Consider the following 18490-nt stretch of genomic DNA (forward strand, 5'->3'; position numbering starts at 1 on the left):
CTCATTGCGCGCTCATCGTTACACTGCTTGTTCCACGATCACGAACGCGACCGCATAGTCTTCTTCATCGCTGATCGTCACTTGCGCGCTCAGGCGGTTTTCTTGCATGAAGTGCGCCAGCACGCCACTGCACACGATCATCGGCTTGCCGCTGGCATGGTTCAGCATTTGCGCCGCAGGCCACGTCATCGGCATGCGCAAGCCCAGGCCAATGGCCTTGGAAAATGCCTCTTTGGCCGCAAAGCGGGTGGCCAGAAAACGCACGCCGCGCACCGCGTTCTTGGCGCTGCGGGCATGGAATTTCTCCATCTCCTGCGGTCCCAGTATTTTCTGCGCGAAACGCTCGCCGTGGCGCGCCAGTGCCGCCTCGATGCGCGCAATCTTGCAGATATCGGTGCCGATACCGTAGATCATGCTGCCTCCTTGGTGCGCGCGTTTATGCTTTGCTGCCCAGGCGCGCGGCCACCATGATGGCCTTCATTTCGCGCACGGCATTTTCCCAGCCGACAAACACGGCGTGCGCAACGATGGCGTGGCCGATGTTCAGTTCAGTAATGTCAGCAATGGCTGCAATCGCCTGCACATTGGTGTAATGCAAGCCGTGGCCCGCGTTGACCTTCAGGCCGCGGCCCACGCCGAACAGCACGCCGGCTTTGATGCGTTCCAGCTCGGCCAATTGCTCGGCGCCTGCCGTGTCGGCATAGCGCCCCGTGTGCAGCTCGATCACCGGCGCACCGAGCTCGGCAGCGGCAGCGATCTGCTGCTCGTCGGCGTCGATGAACAGACTCACGCGGATGCCCTCGCCTTGCAATTGTTTGACCGCAGCTTGCACTTCCTTGAAGTAGCGCACCACGTCCAGCCCCCCTTCGGTGGTCACTTCCGTGCGTTTTTCCGGCACCAGGCAAACGTCGGCCGGCTTGATGACGCAGGCGAAATCGAGCATTTCCTGCGTCACGGCCGCCTCCAGGTTCATGCGCGTGAGCAACTGCGGCGCGATGGCGATCACATCGGCATCCTTGATATGGCGACGATCTTCGCGCAAATGCAGGGTAATGCCATCGGCGCCCGCCTGTTCGGCCAGCAAGGCCGCGCGCAGCGGGTCGGGATATTGCGTGCCGCGCGCATTGCGCAAGGTGGCCACGTGGTCGATATTGACGCCCAGGTCGATGACAGGGCCGGAAGGCTGCAAAAAGCTCATATATTGGTATCCGTAAAGTGCCTTGGCGCTGCATGGCAAAGAGCAGCACTACAGCTGCATTAAATCGATCAGTATCTGGCGCGTGTTCAAAGTGGCGCCCCCCATTTGATGGGCCAGCAAAAAGCGCATCAGCAGCTTGCTTTGCGCCTGCGTGGCCACGTCTAGATAATCTTCGCGCTGCATGTCGAGCAAGGTCTTGCCCGTGATCTTAGGCCAGGCATCGCTGGCGCGTGCCGGGCGCGGACCCCGTTCCGGGTCGACCACGTAGACTTGCCCCGCCTCGACGATCTGGCGCGTGCCGGTGCAGTGCGTCAGGTCAGCCGCCACGCCCGTTTCCTTGAGCAGGGCGCGCTCGAACTTGCGCAGCACGATAGGCGGCGGCTCATTGTGCGCCAATTGATTCAAGGTGGCAACGTAGTGGTCGAACAGGACCGGATGCGGATCGTCGCGCGCCAGCAATTTCACCAACAGTTCGTTCAAATAGAAACCACACAGCAGCGCGGTCTTTTCTAGCGGCAACATGCCACCGACCCATTCGGCACCCGTCAAAATACGCAGTTCGGATTTGCCCGTCCAGCCCGCTTGCAGCGGTTGAAACGTCTGCAGCACGCCGCGCAACTGCGAATGGGGCCGCTTGGCGCCCTTGGCGACGAGCGCGATGCGACCGTACTCGCGCGTGAACACGTCGACGATGAGGCTGGTTTCTTTGTGCGGGTAGCTGTGCAGCACGAAGGCTGGCTGGCCCGTGATGCGGCCGTCGCGCGCGGGCGCACGGCTGCGCCGGGGGGCAGCCGAGGTGGGCGCTGCGGAAGGTGCGGAAGGTGCGGCCGGCGGCGCGATGGCCACCGGCGGGGGCGCAGATGTGGAGACAGCAGGTGAGGCTGGCGCGATATCAAGCTGCGCTGGCGTGGTGGTGCTCATGCGTGTAGCGTCGCCCCCGGGTTGCCGATTACTCGTAGCCGTAAGCGCGCAAGCCCGCCTCGTTGTCGGCCCAGCCCGACTTGACCTTGACCCAGATTTCCAGGTACACGGGGCCGCCGAAGAGTTTTTCCATATCCAGGCGGGCCTGCGTGGACACTTCCTTCAGGCGCGCGCCCTTGTTGCCGATGATCATGGACTTGTGCGTATCACGCTCGACCAGAATGGCGGCGAAGACGCGCCGCAGATCGCCTTCCTGCTCGAATTTCTCGATCAGCACCGTGCTCGTGTACGGCAATTCGTCGCCGACAAAGCGGAAGAGTTTTTCGCGCACGATTTCCGAGGCGAGGAATTTTTCGCTGCGGTCCGTGATGTCGTCCGGGCCAAAGATCGGCTGATTTTCCGGTAGGAAACGCTTGATCTCGTTTTGCAAGCCTTCCAACTGGAAATGCAGCTTGGCCGAAACGGGGACGATGGCGGCGAAGTCGCGCATGGCGGCAATTTTTTGCGCAAACGGCAACAATACGGCCTTATCCTTGACCCGGTCGGATTTATTGATGACGAGGATGCATGGTACTTCCTTCGGCAGCAAGTCCATCACTTGCTGGTCGGCCGGGCCAAAGGTACCCGCCTCGATCACGTACAGAATGACGTCCGAGGAAATCAGGGTATTGGTGACGGTCTTGTTGAGCGTCTTGTTCAGCGCGTTCGAGTGACGCGTCTGGAAACCAGGCGTATCGACATAGATGAACTGCGCATCGGGCACCGTCTGAATGCCCGTGATGCGGTGGCGCGTGGTTTGCGCCTTGCGCGAAGTGATACTGACCTTGGCGCCGATCAGCACGTTCATCAGGGTCGATTTGCCCACGTTCGGGCGGCCCACGATGGCGATATAGCCACAGCGGAAGTGGTCGGGCATTTTGGTGGCTGTCATGCTAGTGTCGATTCTGTTTAGTGTGAGCGGCGATCGCCGGGGCCACAGGGGCTACCGCGGCGTCGCTCTGGATGGTGGCAATGCCGGCCAGCTTGAGCTGGGCGGCGCGCGGTTTGGGCTTGCGGCTGGCGGCAGGCGACTTCAGCAGCGCCTGCTCAGCCACGTCCAGCGCCAGTTTGGCGGCAGCTTGCTCACCGGCGCGGCGGCTTCCGCCACGGCCGTAGACCTGGATATTCAATTTCGGCACCAGGCATTCGATCTCGAATTCCTGGCTGTGGGCGGCGCCGTGGGTGGCCACCACATTGTACTGTGGCAGCGAAATTTTCTTGCTTTGCAAAAACTCCTGCAGCAAGGTCTTGGCATCCTTGCCCAGGGTTTGCGGATCGACCGAGTCGAGGATGGGAATGTAGAAGGCGCGGATCACCATGCTGGCAGCGTCAAAACCCGTGTCGAGGAAAATGGCGCCCAACAAGGCTTCCAGGGTATCGGCCAGGATAGACGGACGGCGGAAACCGCCAGACTTCAGCTCGCCTTCGCCCAGGCGCAAAAATTGCGACAATTCCAGCGTTTGCGCGATCTCATATAGCGACTGCTGCTTCACCAGATTGGCGCGCAGGCGCGAAAGGTCGCCCTCGTCGATGGACTTGAAGCGTTCGTACAGGATGGAAGCGACCACGCAATTGAGGATGGAGTCGCCCAGAAATTCCAGCCGCTCATTATGCAAACTGCTGTGGCTACGGTGCGTCAAGGCTTGCTGCAACAGGCCAGCATCCTGGAACGTATAGCCTAAACGGTTTTGCAATAGCTGAAGATTCATTGTTGTTTCTGTATCATCTGAGTAATTCGGCTGGCCACCGCGCGCGACATCGGCGCGGTAGCCATGGGCAGTCTGCCTCGGCAGACCCGGCCGGCTTAGTGTATGCCGCCCACGCGTTTCGGATTGCTGAAGCTCATCCACACCAGGAAAGCTTTGCCGACGATGTTCTCGTTCGGCACGAAGCCCCAGTAGCGGCTGTCGGCGCTATTGTCGCGGTTATCACCCATCATGAAGTAATTGCCTTGCGGCACCACACAGGTAAAACCGTCTTCGTTGTAGCGGCAGGCATCCTGCTGCGGGAAATCCTTCACTTCGCGCAAGTTCAACGCGGGAGCAGGCTCGTCGTTAAGGATGCGGTGGCTCACGCCCGTCAGGTTTTCTTCCAACTGCTTGTGGTAGACCGTGCTTTCGTCGTCCAGATAGTCGTCCAGCGCGGTGTACGCCACATCCTTGCCGTTGACCGTCAAGCGCTTGTTTTCATAGGTGATTTTATCACCAGGCACGCCGATCACGCGCTTGATGTAGTCTTGCGACATATCTTTCGGGTACTTGAACACCATCACGTCGCCGCGCTGCGGATCGTTCACTTCAATGATGCGCTTGTTGACGATCGGCAAACGAATACCATAGGTGAACTTATTCACCAGAATCAAATCGCCCACCAGCAAGGTCGGCACCATCGAGCTCGACGGGATCTTGAACGGCTCGTACAGGAATGCACGCAGACAAAACACCAGGGCGATGACGGGGAAGAAACTGCCCGAATACTCGACCCAGGTCGGCTGGCGCAACAGCGCTGCCTCGATGGTGGCGCGGCTGCCGCCGGCGTCGGACTTGATACCCTCGGCGGCCAGCTTGGACTGACGCGCATCGAAGTCAGCCAGGGCGCGGTCGGCCGCCTGGCGGCGCTGCTTGGCCAGGTAAAACACATCGAGGCACCAGACCAGGCCCGTCAACACCATCAGCACGAACAAAATTAAAGCGAAATTTCCTAAAATCACTTGCAGGTTCATTGATCAACCATCCACTTGTAAAATTGCCAGGAATGCTTCTTGCGGGATCTCCACGGAACCCACTTGCTTCATGCGCTTCTTACCCGCTTTTTGTTTTTCCAGCAATTTTTTCTTGCGACTGATATCGCCGCCATAGCACTTCGCCAGCACGTTCTTGCGCAAGGCTTTGACGTTCTCGCGCGAAATGATGTTGGCACCGATGGTTGCCTGAATAGCCACGTCGAACATCTGGCGCGGGATCAGTTCACGCATCTTGGCGGCGACCTGGCGGCCACGGTACTGGCTGTTCGAACGGTGCACGATGATGGCCAACGCATCGACTTTTTCGCTGTTGATCAGCATGTCGACCTTGACCACGTCGGCCGCGCGGTATTCCTTGAACTCGTAATCCATCGAGGCATAGCCGCGCGACGTCGATTTCAGGCGATCGAAGAAGTCCAGCACGATCTCGGCCATCGGCATTTCATACACGAGCTTGACCTGGCGGCCGTGGTAACTCATGTCCATCTGGATGCCGCGCTTGCCGATACACAGGGTGATGACGGAGCCGACGTATTCCTGCGGCATGTACAGATTGACCGTGACGATAGGCTCGCGCACTTCCTCGATGCGCGACGGATCGGGCATCTTCGACGGGTTGTCGACGTTGATCAGGCTGCCGTCGCGCTGGATCACTTCATACACCACGGTAGGCGCCGTGGTAATGAGGTCCATGTCGAATTCGCGCTCTAGGCGTTCCTGCACGATTTCCATGTGCAGCAAGCCCAGGAAGCCGCAGCGGAAGCCGAAGCCCAGCGCCTGCGACACTTCCGGCTCGTACATCAGGGCCGCGTCGTTCAATTTCAGCTTTTCCAGCGAGTCGCGCAGCGCGTCGTACTGGTTCGCTTCCACAGGGAACAGGCCGGCAAACACTTGCGGCTGCACTTCCTTGAAGCCGGGCAATGGCGCGGCGGCAGGACGGCTGACCAGGGTCACGGTATCACCCACCTTGGCCGCCTTCAATTCCTTGATGCCGGCGATGATGAAGCCCACCTGGCCTGCCGACAATTGCGGCAAGGATTGCGAACGCGGCGAGAACACGCCGATGTCTTCCACCAGTTGCACCGAATCGGTGGCCATCAGGCGGATCTTGTCTTTCGGTTTCAGGGTGCCGTTGACCACGCGTACCAGCATGACCACGCCGACATAGGCGTCATACCAGGAGTCGACGATCAGCGCCTGCAGCGGCGCATCAGGATCACCCTTCGGTGGCGGCACCTTGACGATCAGTTGCTCGAGCACGTCCAGTACGCCAAAGCCGGTCTTGGCCGAGCAATGCACGGCGTCGCCCGCGTCGATGCCGATCACGTCTTCGATCTCGGCAATAGCGTTCGGCGGGTCTGCGTTGGGCAAGTCGATCTTATTCAGGACAGGCACCACTTCCACGCCCAGGTCCAGCGCCGTGTAGCAGTTGGCGACTGTTTGCGCTTCCACGCCTTGCGACGCATCCACCACCAGCAGCGCGCCTTCGCAGGCGGACAGCGAGCGCGACACTTCATAGCTGAAGTCGACGTGACCAGGCGTATCGATCAGATTCAGGTTATAGATCTGGCCATCGCGCGCCTTGTAGTGCAGGGCCGCCGTCTGCGCCTTGATGGTAATGCCGCGCTCGCGCTCCAGATCCATCGAATCGAGCACCTGCGCCTCCATCTCGCGGTCGGACAAGCCGCCGCACAATTGAATGATGCGGTCAGCCAGGGTCGATTTACCGTGGTCAATATGGGCGATGATGGAGAAATTGCGTATGTTGTTCATTAACTAATATATGTGCGAGTGACGACACTGCTTTAACAGGAATCATGGGGATCATGCTCGGGCCAAAACCGGGCGCCCCACTCATGATGAAAAAAGCGCTCCGAGCAGGACATCTGCATGCCCAGGCGAGCGCTTTTGAAGCGACAGAAGCTGCTGCCTCGGACAGTAGCTTTTTCGACCTCCCCATTTTACCGGATTTCAGAGCGGAAAGCCCGTCTTTCAGAGACCGGCACCGGGCGAGGCGACATTTTCAGCTGTTTTAAGCAGCAGAATGGTGCAATGCAGTGTCAATATTGACATTTCAACTATGCCAGGCAGCGACGTACGGCGGCCACATCCAGGAAATAATGGCATAGCTCGGGTTGGGTCAGGTCGCCAAACAGCACGGGCACAAGCTCATCGAAACGCGCCAGCAGCGAGGCATCGGGCGAAGTGTCAATATCGATCACATCTACCGTAAATGCTTGCTCAGGCGGCTGCAGCAGGAGCAAGGCGTCGAGCATGTCCTGGCATAAATGGCAGTAACTGCGGGAATAAAGGGTGAAATGCATGCGGAAAAAGGGGAAAGGCATCCCGGCAGGACCGGGATGCAGATTAGACCAGAAACCTACTTGAGCGCAGGACGCAGCGAGACGAACTGTGCCGTATCGCCACGGCGCACCAGCACCGCTGACGACTTCTTCGAATCGAGCTTGGCCACCAGGGCAAGGAACTGCTTGGCATCTTTCACGGCAACGTTATTCAATTGCAAGATCACATCGCCAGGCTGCAGGCCAGCCCGGGCCGCCACGCCATCGGCATCATCGACCAGCACGCCCGCATCGATCTTCAATTCCTGCTTTTTCGCAGCCGGCACATCGCTGACTTTCAACCCCAGTGCATTGACGGCTTGCGCCTCGGGCTCCCTGGCGCCCTTCTTGGCCGTTTTACCGCCTTCCAGTTCGACGACGGTAACAGCAATCTCTTGCTGCGCGCCATTGCGCCAGACGCTCACCGTCGACTTGCCATTGACGGCAGCGCCGCCTACCAGGCGCGGCAGGTCGGACGAACGCTCGATCAGGGCGCCGTTGAATTTCAGGATGATGTCACCGGGCTTGATGCCCGCCTTGTCTGCCGGACCACCGGGCTCCACCATCGACACTTGCGCACCCTTGGCATTGGGCAAGCCCAGCGATTCTGCCACGTCCTTGCTCAGCTCGCCGATCTGCACGCCGATGCGCCCGCGCACCACTTTCCCCGTCTTTTTCAGTTGCTCGCCCACGCGCATGGCTTCATCGATAGGTACGGCAAACGAAATGCCATTGTAGGCGCCGGACAAGGTGGCGATCTGCGAATTGATGCCGATCACTTCGCCCCGCATATTAATCAAGGGCCCGCCCGAGTTGCCGGGATTGACAGCCACGTCGCTCTGAATCAGGGGCAGGTAGTCGCCCGTGTCACGGGACTTGGCGGAAATGATACCTGCCGTCACCGTATTTTCCAGGTTGAATGGCGATCCGATGGCGATGACCCACTCGCCCGCGCGTATCTTGTTCGAGTCGCCGATGCTCAGGCGCGGCAAATTGGCGCCCTCGATTTTCAGCAGGGCCACGTCGGTGCGCGCATCGGCACCGATCACCTTGGCCTTGAATTCGCGCTTGTCCGTCAGGGTCACGTACACCTCGTCGGCACCGTCGACGACATGGGCATTGCTCAGGACGTAACCATCGTTTGAAATAATGAAGCCGGAACCGACACCGCGCTGGACTTCCTGCTCCTGCGGCACGCCGCGACGGCCGCCGCGCGGCCCCTGCTGGCGCGGCACGGGCATGGCGCCGCCAAAGAAACGGCGCAAAAATTCCTGCATTTCCTGCTCATCCTGACCGCCCGCGCCGGGCGTATTCATTTTCAGGCGCTCAGTGGTGCGGATATTGACTACGGCCGGGCCGACGGCGTCGACCAAGTCCGAGAAATCGGGCAACTTCACGGCCGACACGGCGGCATGCGCTGGTGGCGCCAGGCCCAGCATGCTGGGAGCAAGAAAGACGCCAGCCGTACCGAACAATAAAGCGGAAAGCGTCTTCACTGAAAACGACTTGCTGGCGGCACACATGTTTTTTTTCATGGAAAGGATCTTTTCGAGTATATAAACGGATCAAAACGCGAATCAGGCGATTGCCTGCGTGCATGATTGGCCGTCATGACGGCATCCCAGGGGCAAACACACCTGGCAGCGCGCATAGCAAACAATGCAACAATATATCGCAAAGCAATATATTGCCTGCGCACAGTGTCAATCGTAGCGAAGTCCAGTGTCAAGAGGGCCAACAGGATATTAAGCCTGGCATAAGATGGAAGTACGCTAGCGCTGCACCAGCGATGCCGCTTCCAAGGACTCGGCCGCGGCGGCCGAAACGCTGGCAGTGGACAGGGGCGGCAATGACTGCGCAGGGACAGCCTGTCCGCCAGGCACCACCTCGGCGGCCAGCCGGCTGGCCAGGCGCGCGTCGAATTGGGCGCTCAGGGCATGGCCGCCCTGCTCCGAGCGCAGCACGTCGCTGATCAAGCGATAGGCCTGCCATGCCTGGCGGCCCTGATCCATGTCGAGGGCGGCAAAAGCCAGTTCGCGTTCGCTCGCCGCCAGCTCGCCATCGACCAGGGCCGAAATCGTCTCGTGCAATCGTGTATGCGTATCCATGATGGGTCCTGCCATTTCAAGAGAATGGTTGCGCAAACCGGAGGCAACCATATATCGTTCATGTGTCCAAGATTACCAGCGCTTGTCAAGCGGCATGTCCAACAACGGTTTCAATTTCTCCGCTATCACTTCACGCGCGCGAAAAATGCGGCTGCGCACGGTGCCGATGGGGCACGCCATGATCGCCGATATCTCTTCATAGCTGAGGCCCTCGATCTCGCGCAGCACGATGGCGGTGCGCAAATCGATGGGCAGCAACGCCATGGCCGCATTGACGGTGGCGGCAATTTGCTTGCTGGCCAGCACCGATTCAGGCGTATTATTATCGCGCAATTTACTGCCGTCATCGAAAGACTCCGCCTGCTCGATGTCGGTATCGCTGGACGCGATGGCGCGCCGACCCTGCGTGGCAAGATAATTCTTGGCCGTATTGATACCGATGCGATACAACCAGGTGTAAAAAGCGGCATCGCCGCGAAAATGGCACAGCGCACGATATGCCTTGATAAAGGCTTCCTGCACCACGTCTTCGGCCTCCGACGGGTCATGCACGAGGCGCGACACCAGGCGCATCAAGCGGCGCTGGTATTTCGATACCAGCACATCGAATGCCCGTTTGTCGCCAGCCTGCACCCGCTCGACCAGTAACTGATCATACTCGCGCTCTGTGCTCACGCCGAATGCCCCTGTAGTCATGCAGCGTGGCGTCTGTATGGGTATAGAGTTGGCCCGCTGCAAGAAGTTCAGTGTTCGCCCACGTTTATTCTTCGCCACTGCGTACCGCGATCGCCCGGCACGCCACGGCCAGCGGGCGAAAGGCGGCGCAACTGCCGCCACGCTGCACCCACACCTGCGTGCGCCGCCCCGCCGCATCGGCCAGGCACAGCACCAGCAACGAAGGCCACAGGGTCGAGCCCGGCAACAGGCGCAGCACAGGTGGCACAGGTGGCACCGACGGTCCCGCGCCGGCCGCTTCCGCCGCGCCGCCGGCAGCACTCGCCGGCATCCCGTCATGCTCCAGATATACCGTCAGCCGCAGCTGGCCGACCGGCGAAATATCAAGTACCTGCGGCTTTCTGCGCTGGCACAGCAAAGCGAGCAAAAATATGCCGCCAGCCACACTCGACAGCGCACCGGCCCAGCCCAGCGCATAAGCCCCCACCAGTTGGCCGGGACCGGGGCCGGGGCCGGGGCCGGGGCCGGGAACAGAACTGGACAGGGCCGCGGCGGGCCACACGCCGCTCAGGGGCCAAGCGGCCAGCACCGCGCACAACCCCAGCGCCGCTTGCAGCAGGCGCAAACAGACAGGCGTGCGAATGACAGCCGCAACGGCGATTGACATATAGATAATTAAATGGAAAACATCAGGCGCGCCGGCTTCGTGCCGGGCAAATTCAGGCGCCAACGGGCGTTGGAGCCGAATCAGCGCTCACTACGGTTTGACCGTAGCGAGCGCTTGAAAGTTCCTACTTATTTCGCTTTACCGAAAATCAGCGTGCCATTCGTTCCGCCGAAGCCGAACGAATTCTTCACTGCATAATCGATCTTCATATCACGTGCCGTATTGGCACAGAAATCGAGATCACAAGTCGGATCCTGGTTGAAGATGTTGATGGTCGGTGGCGACACCTGATGGTGCAATGCCAAGACCGTAAACACCGCTTCCAGACCGCCCGCGCCGCCCAGCAAATGACCCGTCATCGACTTCGTCGAGTTGACGACCATCTGCTTGGCATGCTCGCCGAAGGTGCGTTTGATACCCATCACCTCCGCCACATCGCCTTGCGGGGTCGACGTGCCGTGCGCGTTCAGATACTGAATCTGATCCGGGTTCAAGCCTGCGTTGTTGAGGGCCGCGATCACCGATTTACTGCCGCCGCTACCATCTTCCAGCGGCGAGGTCATGTGATAAGCATCTGCGCTCATCCCGAAACCATGCACTTCAGCGTAGATCTTGGCACCACGGGCCACCGCGTGCTCGTACTCTTCCAGCACCATGACACCAGCGCCCTCGCCCAGCACGAAGCCGTCGCGGTCGACATCCCATGGACGCGATGCCGTTGCCGGATCGTCGTTGCGGGTCGACAAGGCACGCGCCGAAGCGAAACCGCCGAGGCCCAGCGGCGACACAGTCGATTCAGCACCGCCAGCAATCATGACGTCGGCATCGCCGTACTCGATCATGCGCGCTGCAGCACCTATGCTGTGCAAACCGGTGGTACACGCTGTCACGATCGCCAGGTTCGGACCCTTCAAACCATATTTGATCGAAAGGTTGCCAGAAATCATGTTAATGATCGAGGCAGGCACGAAAAATGGCGAGATACGGCGCGGACCGCGCTTTTCGTACTCGGATTTGGTTTCCTCGATCAGCGGCAAGCCACCGATACCGGAACCGATGATCACACCGATGCGCTCGGCATTTTCCTCGGTCACTTCCAGGCCGGAGTCCTGCATCGCCTGCATACCGGCAGCCATGCCGTAATGGATAAAGGTATCCATATGGCGGGCTTCCTTACCGGAGATGTAATCTTCGATATTGAAACCTTTGACTTCACCGGCAAAATGCGTAGTGAATGGCAATGCATCAAACTTGGTAATCGTGGCAATGCCGGATTTACCTTCAATGATTGCGCCCCACGCCTCGGCAATAGTATTGCCGACAGGTGAAACGCAGCCCAGGCCGGTGACAACAACACGACGGTTTTTAGAACGGCTCAAGCGATTCTCCTGAAGTCGGTCAGACAGGCTTAGGCCTTGACGTGTGCGGTGGCGTAGTCGATCGCCTGTTGCACGGTGGTGATTTTTTCAGCTTGTTCGTCAGGGATTTCCATTTCGAATTCGTCTTCCAGGGCCATGACCAGTTCCACGGTGTCCAGGGAATCGGCGCCGAGATCGTCGACGAAGGAGGATTCGATTTTGATGTCTGCTTCTGCAACGCCCAGTTGCTCAGCGACGATTTTCTTAACGCGTTGTTCGATATCCGACATGTTATGGCTCCAAAGTGTGTGTTACGGAAAGTGCGCGCATTTTATCAGGTTTGCGCGTCCGAATACTAATTTCGGTGTCTGCTGCTAATTCAACCGAAGCTGCTGCTAAAAGATGTGATTATAGACAAAAATGAACGTTCAATCATGCCACAAACGCCCACCCCGTCTAGCTTTCACATCAATTCATGTACATTCCGCCGTTCACGTGCAGGGTCGTGCCCGTGATATACGCCGCTTGCGGCGAGGCCAAAAAGGCCACCGCCGCTGCCACGTCTTGCGGCTTGCCCAGGCGTGACAGAGGAATTTGCGTCAACAGGGCCGCGTGCTGCTCTTCGCTCAGGGCCTTGGTCATGTCGGTATCGATGAAGCCGGGGGCGATGCAGTTCACGGTAATGTTGCGGCTGCCGATTTCGCGCGCCAGGGCGCGGCTCATGCCTTCCACGCCGGCCTTGGCGGCCGCGTAATTCATTTGCCCCGGATTGCCCGACGAGGCCACCACCGAAGTGATATTAATGATGCGCCCGGCTTTGGCTTTCATCATGCCACGCAGCACTGCGCGCGACAGGCGGCCGACGGCCGACAGGTTGGTGGAAATCACGCTATCCCACTCTTCATCCTTCATGCGCATGGCCAGCTGGTCTTGCGTGATGCCCGCATTGTTGACGAGGATAGACAGGCTGCCATAGGTTTTCTGCACTTCATCGACGACGGCCGCGCAGCGCGCCGCATCGGTCACGTTCAGAACCAGGCCCTTGCCCGCCACGCCTTCGGCGGCCAGGTAATCGGTGATGGCTTGCGCGCCACTTTCCGAGGTGGCGGTGCCAACCACGGTAGCACCGTGCTTGCCCAGTTCGGTGGCGATAGCGCGACCGATGCCGCGCGAAGCGCCCGTGACCAGCACGACTTGATTTGCTAAATTCATGAGTATCCTTAAAAGCATGCGCGGCAGACAGGCTGCCGCAATCTGATGTTTATTTGAGCTGCGTCAAAATGCGTTCCAACGAGGCCTGGTCGACAATGGCATCGCCCACCAGCACCGGATCGATGCGCTTGGCCAAGCCCATCAGGACCTTGCCCGGACCGCATTCGATCACTTGCGTGATGCCATCCAGAGCGACCCTTTGCATGGTTTCCACCCAGCGCACCGGGCTTGCCGCCTGGCGCACCAGCGCATCCTTGATGCCGGCGACATCGTTGACGATGGCCACGTCGACGTTGTTGATGAGCGCGATCTGTGGCGCCGAGAACGCCAAGCCGGTCATATACTCGCGCAAACGGTCCGATGCCGGCTTCAGCAGCGACGAGTGGAACGGTGCCGAAACGGGCAGCTTCATGGCGCGCTTGGCACCCTTGGCCTTGGCCAGTTCGCAAGCGCGCTCGACCGCAGCCGTGTGGCCGGCGATGACCACTTGCGCTGGCGCATTAAAATTGACGGGCTCGACCACCAGGGCCGGGTTTTCCGCCGCAGCTTGCGCACAGGCGGCGCGCACGTCATCATCCGACAGGCCCAGCACCACGGCCATCGTGCCCTGCCCCACGGGCACGGCTTCCTGCATGGCTTGCGCGCGGAAACGCACGAGCGGCACCGCATCCTTGAACGAGATGACGCCGGCGGCGACCAGTGCCGAATATTCACCGAGACTATGCCCGGCCACGACCGTCGGCACGGGGCCACCCGCTGCCAGCCAGGCGCGGTAAAAAGCCACGGCTGCCGTCAGCATCACCGGTTGTGTGTTGGTGGTCAGGTCCAACTCTTCCTTCGGACCTTCGGCGATCAGCTTGCCCAGGTCGAATTGCAGCGCGTCCGACGCTTCGGCGACGGTTTGCGCCACCACGGGGTTGCCAGCGAAACCGTCGAGCATCGCAATCGCTTGCGAGCCTTGACCGGGGAAAACAAATGCAAATTGTGTCATGTCGACTCCGTTTTTTTACTATTCATTCAGAGAACCAAATACAACTGCTGGGGTCAGTCCCTTCGGGAGCGCATTTCCCCAACGGGTCTGACCCCGGTGCTGACCAGTTTACATTCTTGCGAGTACCGCGCCCCAGGTAAAGCCGCCGCCCACGCCTTCCATCATGACGTTATCGCCCTTCTTGACGCGACCGTCGCGCACGGCGATGTCGAGCGCCAGCGGAATCGAGGCCGCCGACGTGTTGCCATGCTGGTCGACGGTGACGACCATCTTGTCCAGCGGCAAGCCGAGCTTCTTGGCCGTGCTGTTCATGATGCGGATATTCGCCTGGTGCGGGATCAGCCAGTCGATCTGGTCCGATGTCATGTTGGCGTGGGCCAAAGCTTCGTGCGCGACCTTTTCCAGCACCGACACGGCCAGCTTGAACACGGCCGGGCCATCCATGTACAGGAAGGCGCTACCAGCGAGCGCGCCGCCAGCCAGGCTACCGGGCACGCTGAGGATGTTCGAGTGGCGACCGTCCGCATGCAGCTTGGTGGCCAGGATGCCCGGCTCGGTGGAGGCGGTCATGACGATGGCGCCGGCGCCGTCGCCGAACAGTACGCAGGTGCCGCGGTCATCGAAATTAAGAATGCGCGAAAACACTTCGGCGCCGATCACCAGCACGTTCTTGTGCATGCCAGATTGAATAAAACTGTCGGCCGTGGCGACTGCATACACGAAGCCGCTGCAGACGGCCTGCACATCGACGGCGGCGCAGTTGTTCGTGATGCCCAGCTTGTTTTGCACGATGCAAGCCGTGCTGGGGAAGCTGCCAAAGAAATCGGGGGTCGAACTGGCGACGATGATCAGATCCAGGTCGTTGCCGTTCAAGCCAGCCATTTCCAGCGCCTTCTTGGCCGCTTCGACGCCCAGGTCCGAGGAATTTTGCATTGGTGCCGCGTAATGGCGGGCCGAGATACCGCTGCGCGAGACGATCCATTCATCCGACGTCTCGATACCCTTGGCGGCGAGCTGTTCGGTCAAATCCTGGTTCGTCACGCGCCTCTCCGGCAAGTAGCTGCCGGTGCCGATAATTTTGCTGTAAGTTTTACTAAAAACAGTCATGCAAGTACCCGTCCACTAAATGGTAGAGCTTGTTGAAGTAGGTTCGTCCGGTACTGGCGTGCGCGGCATCAGCTCGGCGATCATACTGGCCAAGTGCGCTTGCACGTCATTTTTTGCCGCATCAAAGGCACGCCGCAAGGCCCATTCAAACGAATAGGCATCGGCGCTGCCATGACTCTTGAAGACCAGGCCACGCAAGCCCAGCAGGCTGGCGCCGTTGTAACGCGAAGGATTCAGGCGGTTACCGATGGCTTGCAAGGCGCCGCGCGCGATCAGCGCGCCCAGCATGGTGATCGGATTGCGCTTGAATTCTGACGTGAGCACGTCCTTCATGAAGCGCGCCAGGCCTTCGATAGCTTTCAGGGTGACATTGCCGACAAAACCGTCGCAGACGACGATATCGGTCGTGCCCTTGAAGATATCATTGCCTTCCACGTTGCCGTAGAAGTTCAGTGCGCCACGCTCGTGGTCGGCCAGCAGCAACTTCGAGGTCAGTTTCACCACTTCATTGCCCTTGATATCTTCCGTGCCCACGTTCAGCAAGCCGATCGTCGGACGTGCGATGCCTTCCATGGCGGACACCAGCACGGAACCCATGATGGCGAACTGATGCAAGTGATGCGGTTCGCAATCGACATTGGCACCCAGATCGAGCATGTAGGTCGGGCCGTTCTTTTGATTCGGCAAGATGCTGCAGATGGCCGGGCGGTCGACGCCGGACATGGTTTTCAATACATAGCGCGACACGGCCATCAGGGCTGCCGTATTACCGGCGGAAACGGAGGCTTGCGCCGCGCCGCTCTTGACCTGTTCGATGGCCACGCGCATGGAGGAATCCTTCTTGCGGCGCAGGGCCACTTCTAGGGGATCGTCCATGGTAACTTGTTCGGAGGCATGCAAGACCGACAGGCGCGGGTGCGTGTCAGCTTTATGTTTCTTCAGTTCGGCACGGATCACATCTTCCAATCCAACCAGGATCAGTTCTGCTTCAGGCTCATGTTTTACGAAGGAAATTGCTGCAGGGATAGTGACTGAGGGACCATGATCTCCGCCCATGCAGTCGATAGAAATTTTGATTGTCATTTGTGTTGATTCAATACCGCTGCGGGCGTGCGGCAAGATGTGAATCGGACTGGAGCATATTCAGGGCGTAGCACGTCATGCACGGACCTGGACAGCGTGATTCAAAATGACGGGTGTGCAAGATGAATTGCAGCCGATAAAAAAGAAGAAGCGGCGCCACGCCGAATAACCACGCAACACCGCTTTCATCTTACCCAACAAAAACGTCGATTACTCGTCGTTTTTGGTCTTCAACACTTTACGACCACGATAGAAGCCGTTAGGGCTGATATGGTGACGCAGGTGTGTTTCGCCGGTAACTGGCTCGACGCTCAATTGCGGCGCGACCAGGAAGTCGTGCGAACGGTGCATGCCGCGCTTGGAAGGGGTTTTCTTGTTCTGTTGAACTGCCATGATGACTCCTAATACATAAGTTCTAAAATTTTAGCACAATCGATTGGCAAATACCTGCGAATCGAGTATCCCAGCGGCAAAGACTACCCGAAAATAGTCCGGACCGACATCGTTTATTACAATTACATTTCACTACACTTGCCATACTCGATTACAACACGCGTTTGACACGTTCTTTACTAGAAAAGCAGCAAAAACTGTCGCGCCACCTGCTCGCTACGGCTTTTGAGGCTCTCTACAAATCATTCCTACTTTATTCTGGCTTCAAGTCTTTCAGGGCCGCAAACGGCGACTTCTTTTCATTCTTGAGAGCATCGAGCTGCGACGTATCTGGGCAGACCTCATGTTTGGGCACCTGCGGCAGGGCCAGCAAGGCTTCATCTTCGAGCAGTGCCGCTGCATCCATGTTGCGGCTACCGACGATCACGTCGATCGTTTCATCGTTGATGATTTCTTCGATCTCGTCCGCGTGTTCGTCATCCTTGCCCAGCATCAGCGTGGTTGTTGAATCAATTGCGTAAGCATACGGAGTCAGGCAGCGCTGGCAAACCAGCTGAACGGTGCCGTTGACCGACAAGGTCAGTTGTGGGTAGCCCAGCTTGCTGGTGCCGCCAACGATCTTCCAGGCGATCTCGCCGGAAGCATCTGCACAATCCTTGGTCAACCGGGTCATTTCAGCGACAGCAGTTACACCCTCGCGGCTCCCGCTGATACGACAAAAATCAAAGGCGTCGATCACAAAAGCATTCATTGGTAGAAAATTTCCCCGGAAAACCTGCGATAATAACAGGGTTTTCAGCACCGAGTCAAAGCCTACGCACGTTTTTTGACGACTTGATTGCCGTATTTGTGACAAAATCAGTGATGAACTCGGCGACAAGCCCTGTTGCAAACTCATCAACATGATTAACACCGTCATGCCGCATGGGGCTTCAGTGATGAGTCCTAAGCCCTGGAATTTGCGTGACATTCCACTGACATCGACCAAGGCGGCCATGCCGGCCGCCATCTAACACCGAATGATACCAACTTCCCCCCCATTGCGCTTGATTCTTGCATCGAGTTCAGCCTACCGCAAGGAACTGCTGCAACGCCTGCGCCTGCCTTTCGAGGTCGCCGTGCCCGATCTCGACGAAAGTGCCCTGCCCGGCGAAAGCCCCAGCGCCACGGCCCTGCGCCTGGCCCAAGCCAAGGCACAGGCCGTGCTCGAGCGCTACCCTGGCAGCGTCGTCATCGGCTCCGACCAGGTCGCCACCCTGGATGACGCGCAGATCGGCAAGCCGGGCAATCACGCCTGCGCCTTGCAGCAGCTACAAACCATGCGCGGGCGCCAGACCGTATTCCATACGGCCCTGTGCCTGCTCGACGGGCGCCACTCGCCCGCCGTAGCGCAAGTGGAAGATATTCAAACCATCGTTACCGTGCGCGACTTGTCCGACGCCGAACTGGACGCCTACCTGCGCATCGAGCAACCGTATGATTGCGCCGGCAGCGCCAAGAACGAGGGCTTGGGCATCGCCCTGCTCGAACGCATCGACAGCGTCGACCCCACCGCCCTCACCGGCTTGCCGCTGATCGCCCTGACGGGCATGCTGCGCAAGGCGGGCGTGACGTTTTTTAAAATTTAAATACCCCTAACGACAACATCTGGGG

At 59.0% G+C, this 18490-nt stretch carries 21 protein-coding genes; 1 reads left to right on the forward strand and 20 read right to left on the reverse strand.

Going from position 1 to position 18490, the window contains the following annotated elements; all coding sequences use genetic code 11:
* Positions 1-18: 18 nt before the first annotated feature.
* The 20 genes from acpS to H4V96_RS13965 all read right to left on the reverse strand — a co-directional run bounded on the left by acpS (position 19) and on the right by H4V96_RS13965 (position 17588).
* On the reverse strand, positions 19-414 hold the full coding sequence (acpS, locus tag H4V96_RS13870; RefSeq protein WP_010399478.1) for a holo-ACP synthase: 396 nt from the start codon (positions 412-414) through the stop codon (positions 19-21).
* A 22-nt stretch (positions 415-436) separates the two neighbouring features.
* Positions 437-1198: a pyridoxine 5'-phosphate synthase gene (gene pdxJ / locus H4V96_RS13875; protein WP_010399480.1), complete on the reverse strand. Its 762-nt coding sequence runs from the start codon at positions 1196-1198 to the stop codon at positions 437-439.
* 48 nt (positions 1199-1246) lie between these two features.
* Positions 1247-2119, reverse strand: a complete 873-nt coding sequence (recO, locus tag H4V96_RS13880) for a DNA repair protein RecO (RefSeq protein ID WP_196855544.1) — start codon at positions 2117-2119, stop codon at positions 1247-1249.
* A 28-nt stretch (positions 2120-2147) separates the two neighbouring features.
* Positions 2148-3050 carry a GTPase Era gene (gene era, locus H4V96_RS13885; RefSeq protein ID WP_010399483.1) on the reverse strand — a complete coding sequence of 301 codons (903 nt, stop codon included), beginning with the start codon at positions 3048-3050 and terminating at the stop codon, positions 2148-2150.
* Between the two features lies 1 nt (position 3051).
* A complete protein-coding gene (gene rnc / locus H4V96_RS13890) occupies positions 3052-3867 on the reverse strand; it encodes a ribonuclease III (protein WP_010399484.1) in 816 nt (271 codons plus the stop codon).
* Positions 3868-3962: 95 nt separating this feature from the next.
* Positions 3963-4880: a signal peptidase I gene (gene lepB / locus H4V96_RS13895; RefSeq protein ID WP_196855543.1), complete on the reverse strand. Its 918-nt coding sequence runs from the start codon at positions 4878-4880 to the stop codon at positions 3963-3965.
* A gap of 3 nt (positions 4881-4883) precedes the next feature.
* Positions 4884-6674, reverse strand: a complete 1791-nt coding sequence (gene lepA / locus H4V96_RS13900; protein ID WP_196855542.1) for a translation elongation factor 4 — start codon at positions 6672-6674, stop codon at positions 4884-4886.
* Positions 6675-6979: 305 nt separating this feature from the next.
* Positions 6980-7225 carry a glutaredoxin family protein gene (locus tag H4V96_RS13905; protein ID WP_043462420.1) on the reverse strand — a complete coding sequence of 82 codons (246 nt, stop codon included), beginning with the start codon at positions 7223-7225 and terminating at the stop codon, positions 6980-6982.
* A 56-nt stretch (positions 7226-7281) separates the two neighbouring features.
* Positions 7282-8778 (reverse strand): DegQ family serine endoprotease, encoded by a 1497-nt coding sequence (locus tag H4V96_RS13910; RefSeq protein WP_196855541.1) that lies wholly within the window; start codon positions 8776-8778, stop codon positions 7282-7284.
* Positions 8779-9015: 237 nt separating this feature from the next.
* Complete coding sequence (locus tag H4V96_RS13915; protein ID WP_196855540.1) at positions 9016-9351, reverse strand: sigma-E factor negative regulatory protein; 336 nt, start codon at positions 9349-9351, stop codon at positions 9016-9018.
* A 72-nt stretch (positions 9352-9423) separates the two neighbouring features.
* A complete protein-coding gene (rpoE, locus tag H4V96_RS13920) occupies positions 9424-10047 on the reverse strand; it encodes an RNA polymerase sigma factor RpoE (RefSeq protein ID WP_196855539.1) in 624 nt (207 codons plus the stop codon).
* A gap of 64 nt (positions 10048-10111) precedes the next feature.
* Positions 10112-10693 (reverse strand): hypothetical protein, encoded by a 582-nt coding sequence (locus H4V96_RS13925; RefSeq protein ID WP_196855538.1) that lies wholly within the window; start codon positions 10691-10693, stop codon positions 10112-10114.
* 128 nt (positions 10694-10821) lie between these two features.
* Positions 10822-12072: a beta-ketoacyl-ACP synthase II gene (fabF, locus tag H4V96_RS13930; RefSeq protein WP_010399499.1), complete on the reverse strand. Its 1251-nt coding sequence runs from the start codon at positions 12070-12072 to the stop codon at positions 10822-10824.
* Positions 12073-12101: 29 nt separating this feature from the next.
* Positions 12102-12341: an acyl carrier protein gene (acpP, locus tag H4V96_RS13935; protein WP_008449912.1), complete on the reverse strand. Its 240-nt coding sequence runs from the start codon at positions 12339-12341 to the stop codon at positions 12102-12104.
* A gap of 178 nt (positions 12342-12519) precedes the next feature.
* A complete protein-coding gene (gene fabG / locus H4V96_RS13940) occupies positions 12520-13263 on the reverse strand; it encodes a 3-oxoacyl-ACP reductase FabG (RefSeq protein WP_010399510.1) in 744 nt (247 codons plus the stop codon).
* Between the two features lie 49 nt (positions 13264-13312).
* The gene (fabD, locus tag H4V96_RS13945) at positions 13313-14254 is read right to left on the reverse strand and encodes an ACP S-malonyltransferase (protein WP_010399512.1); all 942 of its coding nucleotides are present in this window, start codon (positions 14252-14254) and stop codon (positions 13313-13315) included.
* A gap of 108 nt (positions 14255-14362) precedes the next feature.
* Complete coding sequence (locus H4V96_RS13950; protein ID WP_010399514.1) at positions 14363-15361, reverse strand: beta-ketoacyl-ACP synthase III; 999 nt, start codon at positions 15359-15361, stop codon at positions 14363-14365.
* Positions 15362-15376: 15 nt separating this feature from the next.
* A complete protein-coding gene (plsX, locus tag H4V96_RS13955) occupies positions 15377-16444 on the reverse strand; it encodes a phosphate acyltransferase PlsX (RefSeq protein WP_196855537.1) in 1068 nt (355 codons plus the stop codon).
* Between the two features lie 210 nt (positions 16445-16654).
* Positions 16655-16837, reverse strand: a complete 183-nt coding sequence (rpmF, locus tag H4V96_RS13960) for a 50S ribosomal protein L32 (RefSeq protein WP_010399517.1) — start codon at positions 16835-16837, stop codon at positions 16655-16657.
* A gap of 253 nt (positions 16838-17090) precedes the next feature.
* Complete coding sequence (locus H4V96_RS13965) at positions 17091-17588, reverse strand: YceD family protein (RefSeq protein ID WP_010399519.1); 498 nt, start codon at positions 17586-17588, stop codon at positions 17091-17093.
* 268 nt (positions 17589-17856) lie between these two features.
* Between H4V96_RS13965 and H4V96_RS13970 the strand changes: the two genes are divergently transcribed.
* The gene (locus tag H4V96_RS13970) at positions 17857-18465 is read left to right on the forward strand and encodes a Maf-like protein (protein ID WP_196855536.1); all 609 of its coding nucleotides are present in this window, start codon (positions 17857-17859) and stop codon (positions 18463-18465) included.
* Positions 18466-18490: the final 25 nt, after the last annotated feature.

The organism is Janthinobacterium sp. CG_23.4 (genome assembly GCF_029892305.1).
Lineage (GTDB): Bacteria > Pseudomonadota > Gammaproteobacteria > Burkholderiales > Burkholderiaceae_D > Janthinobacterium > Janthinobacterium lividum_D.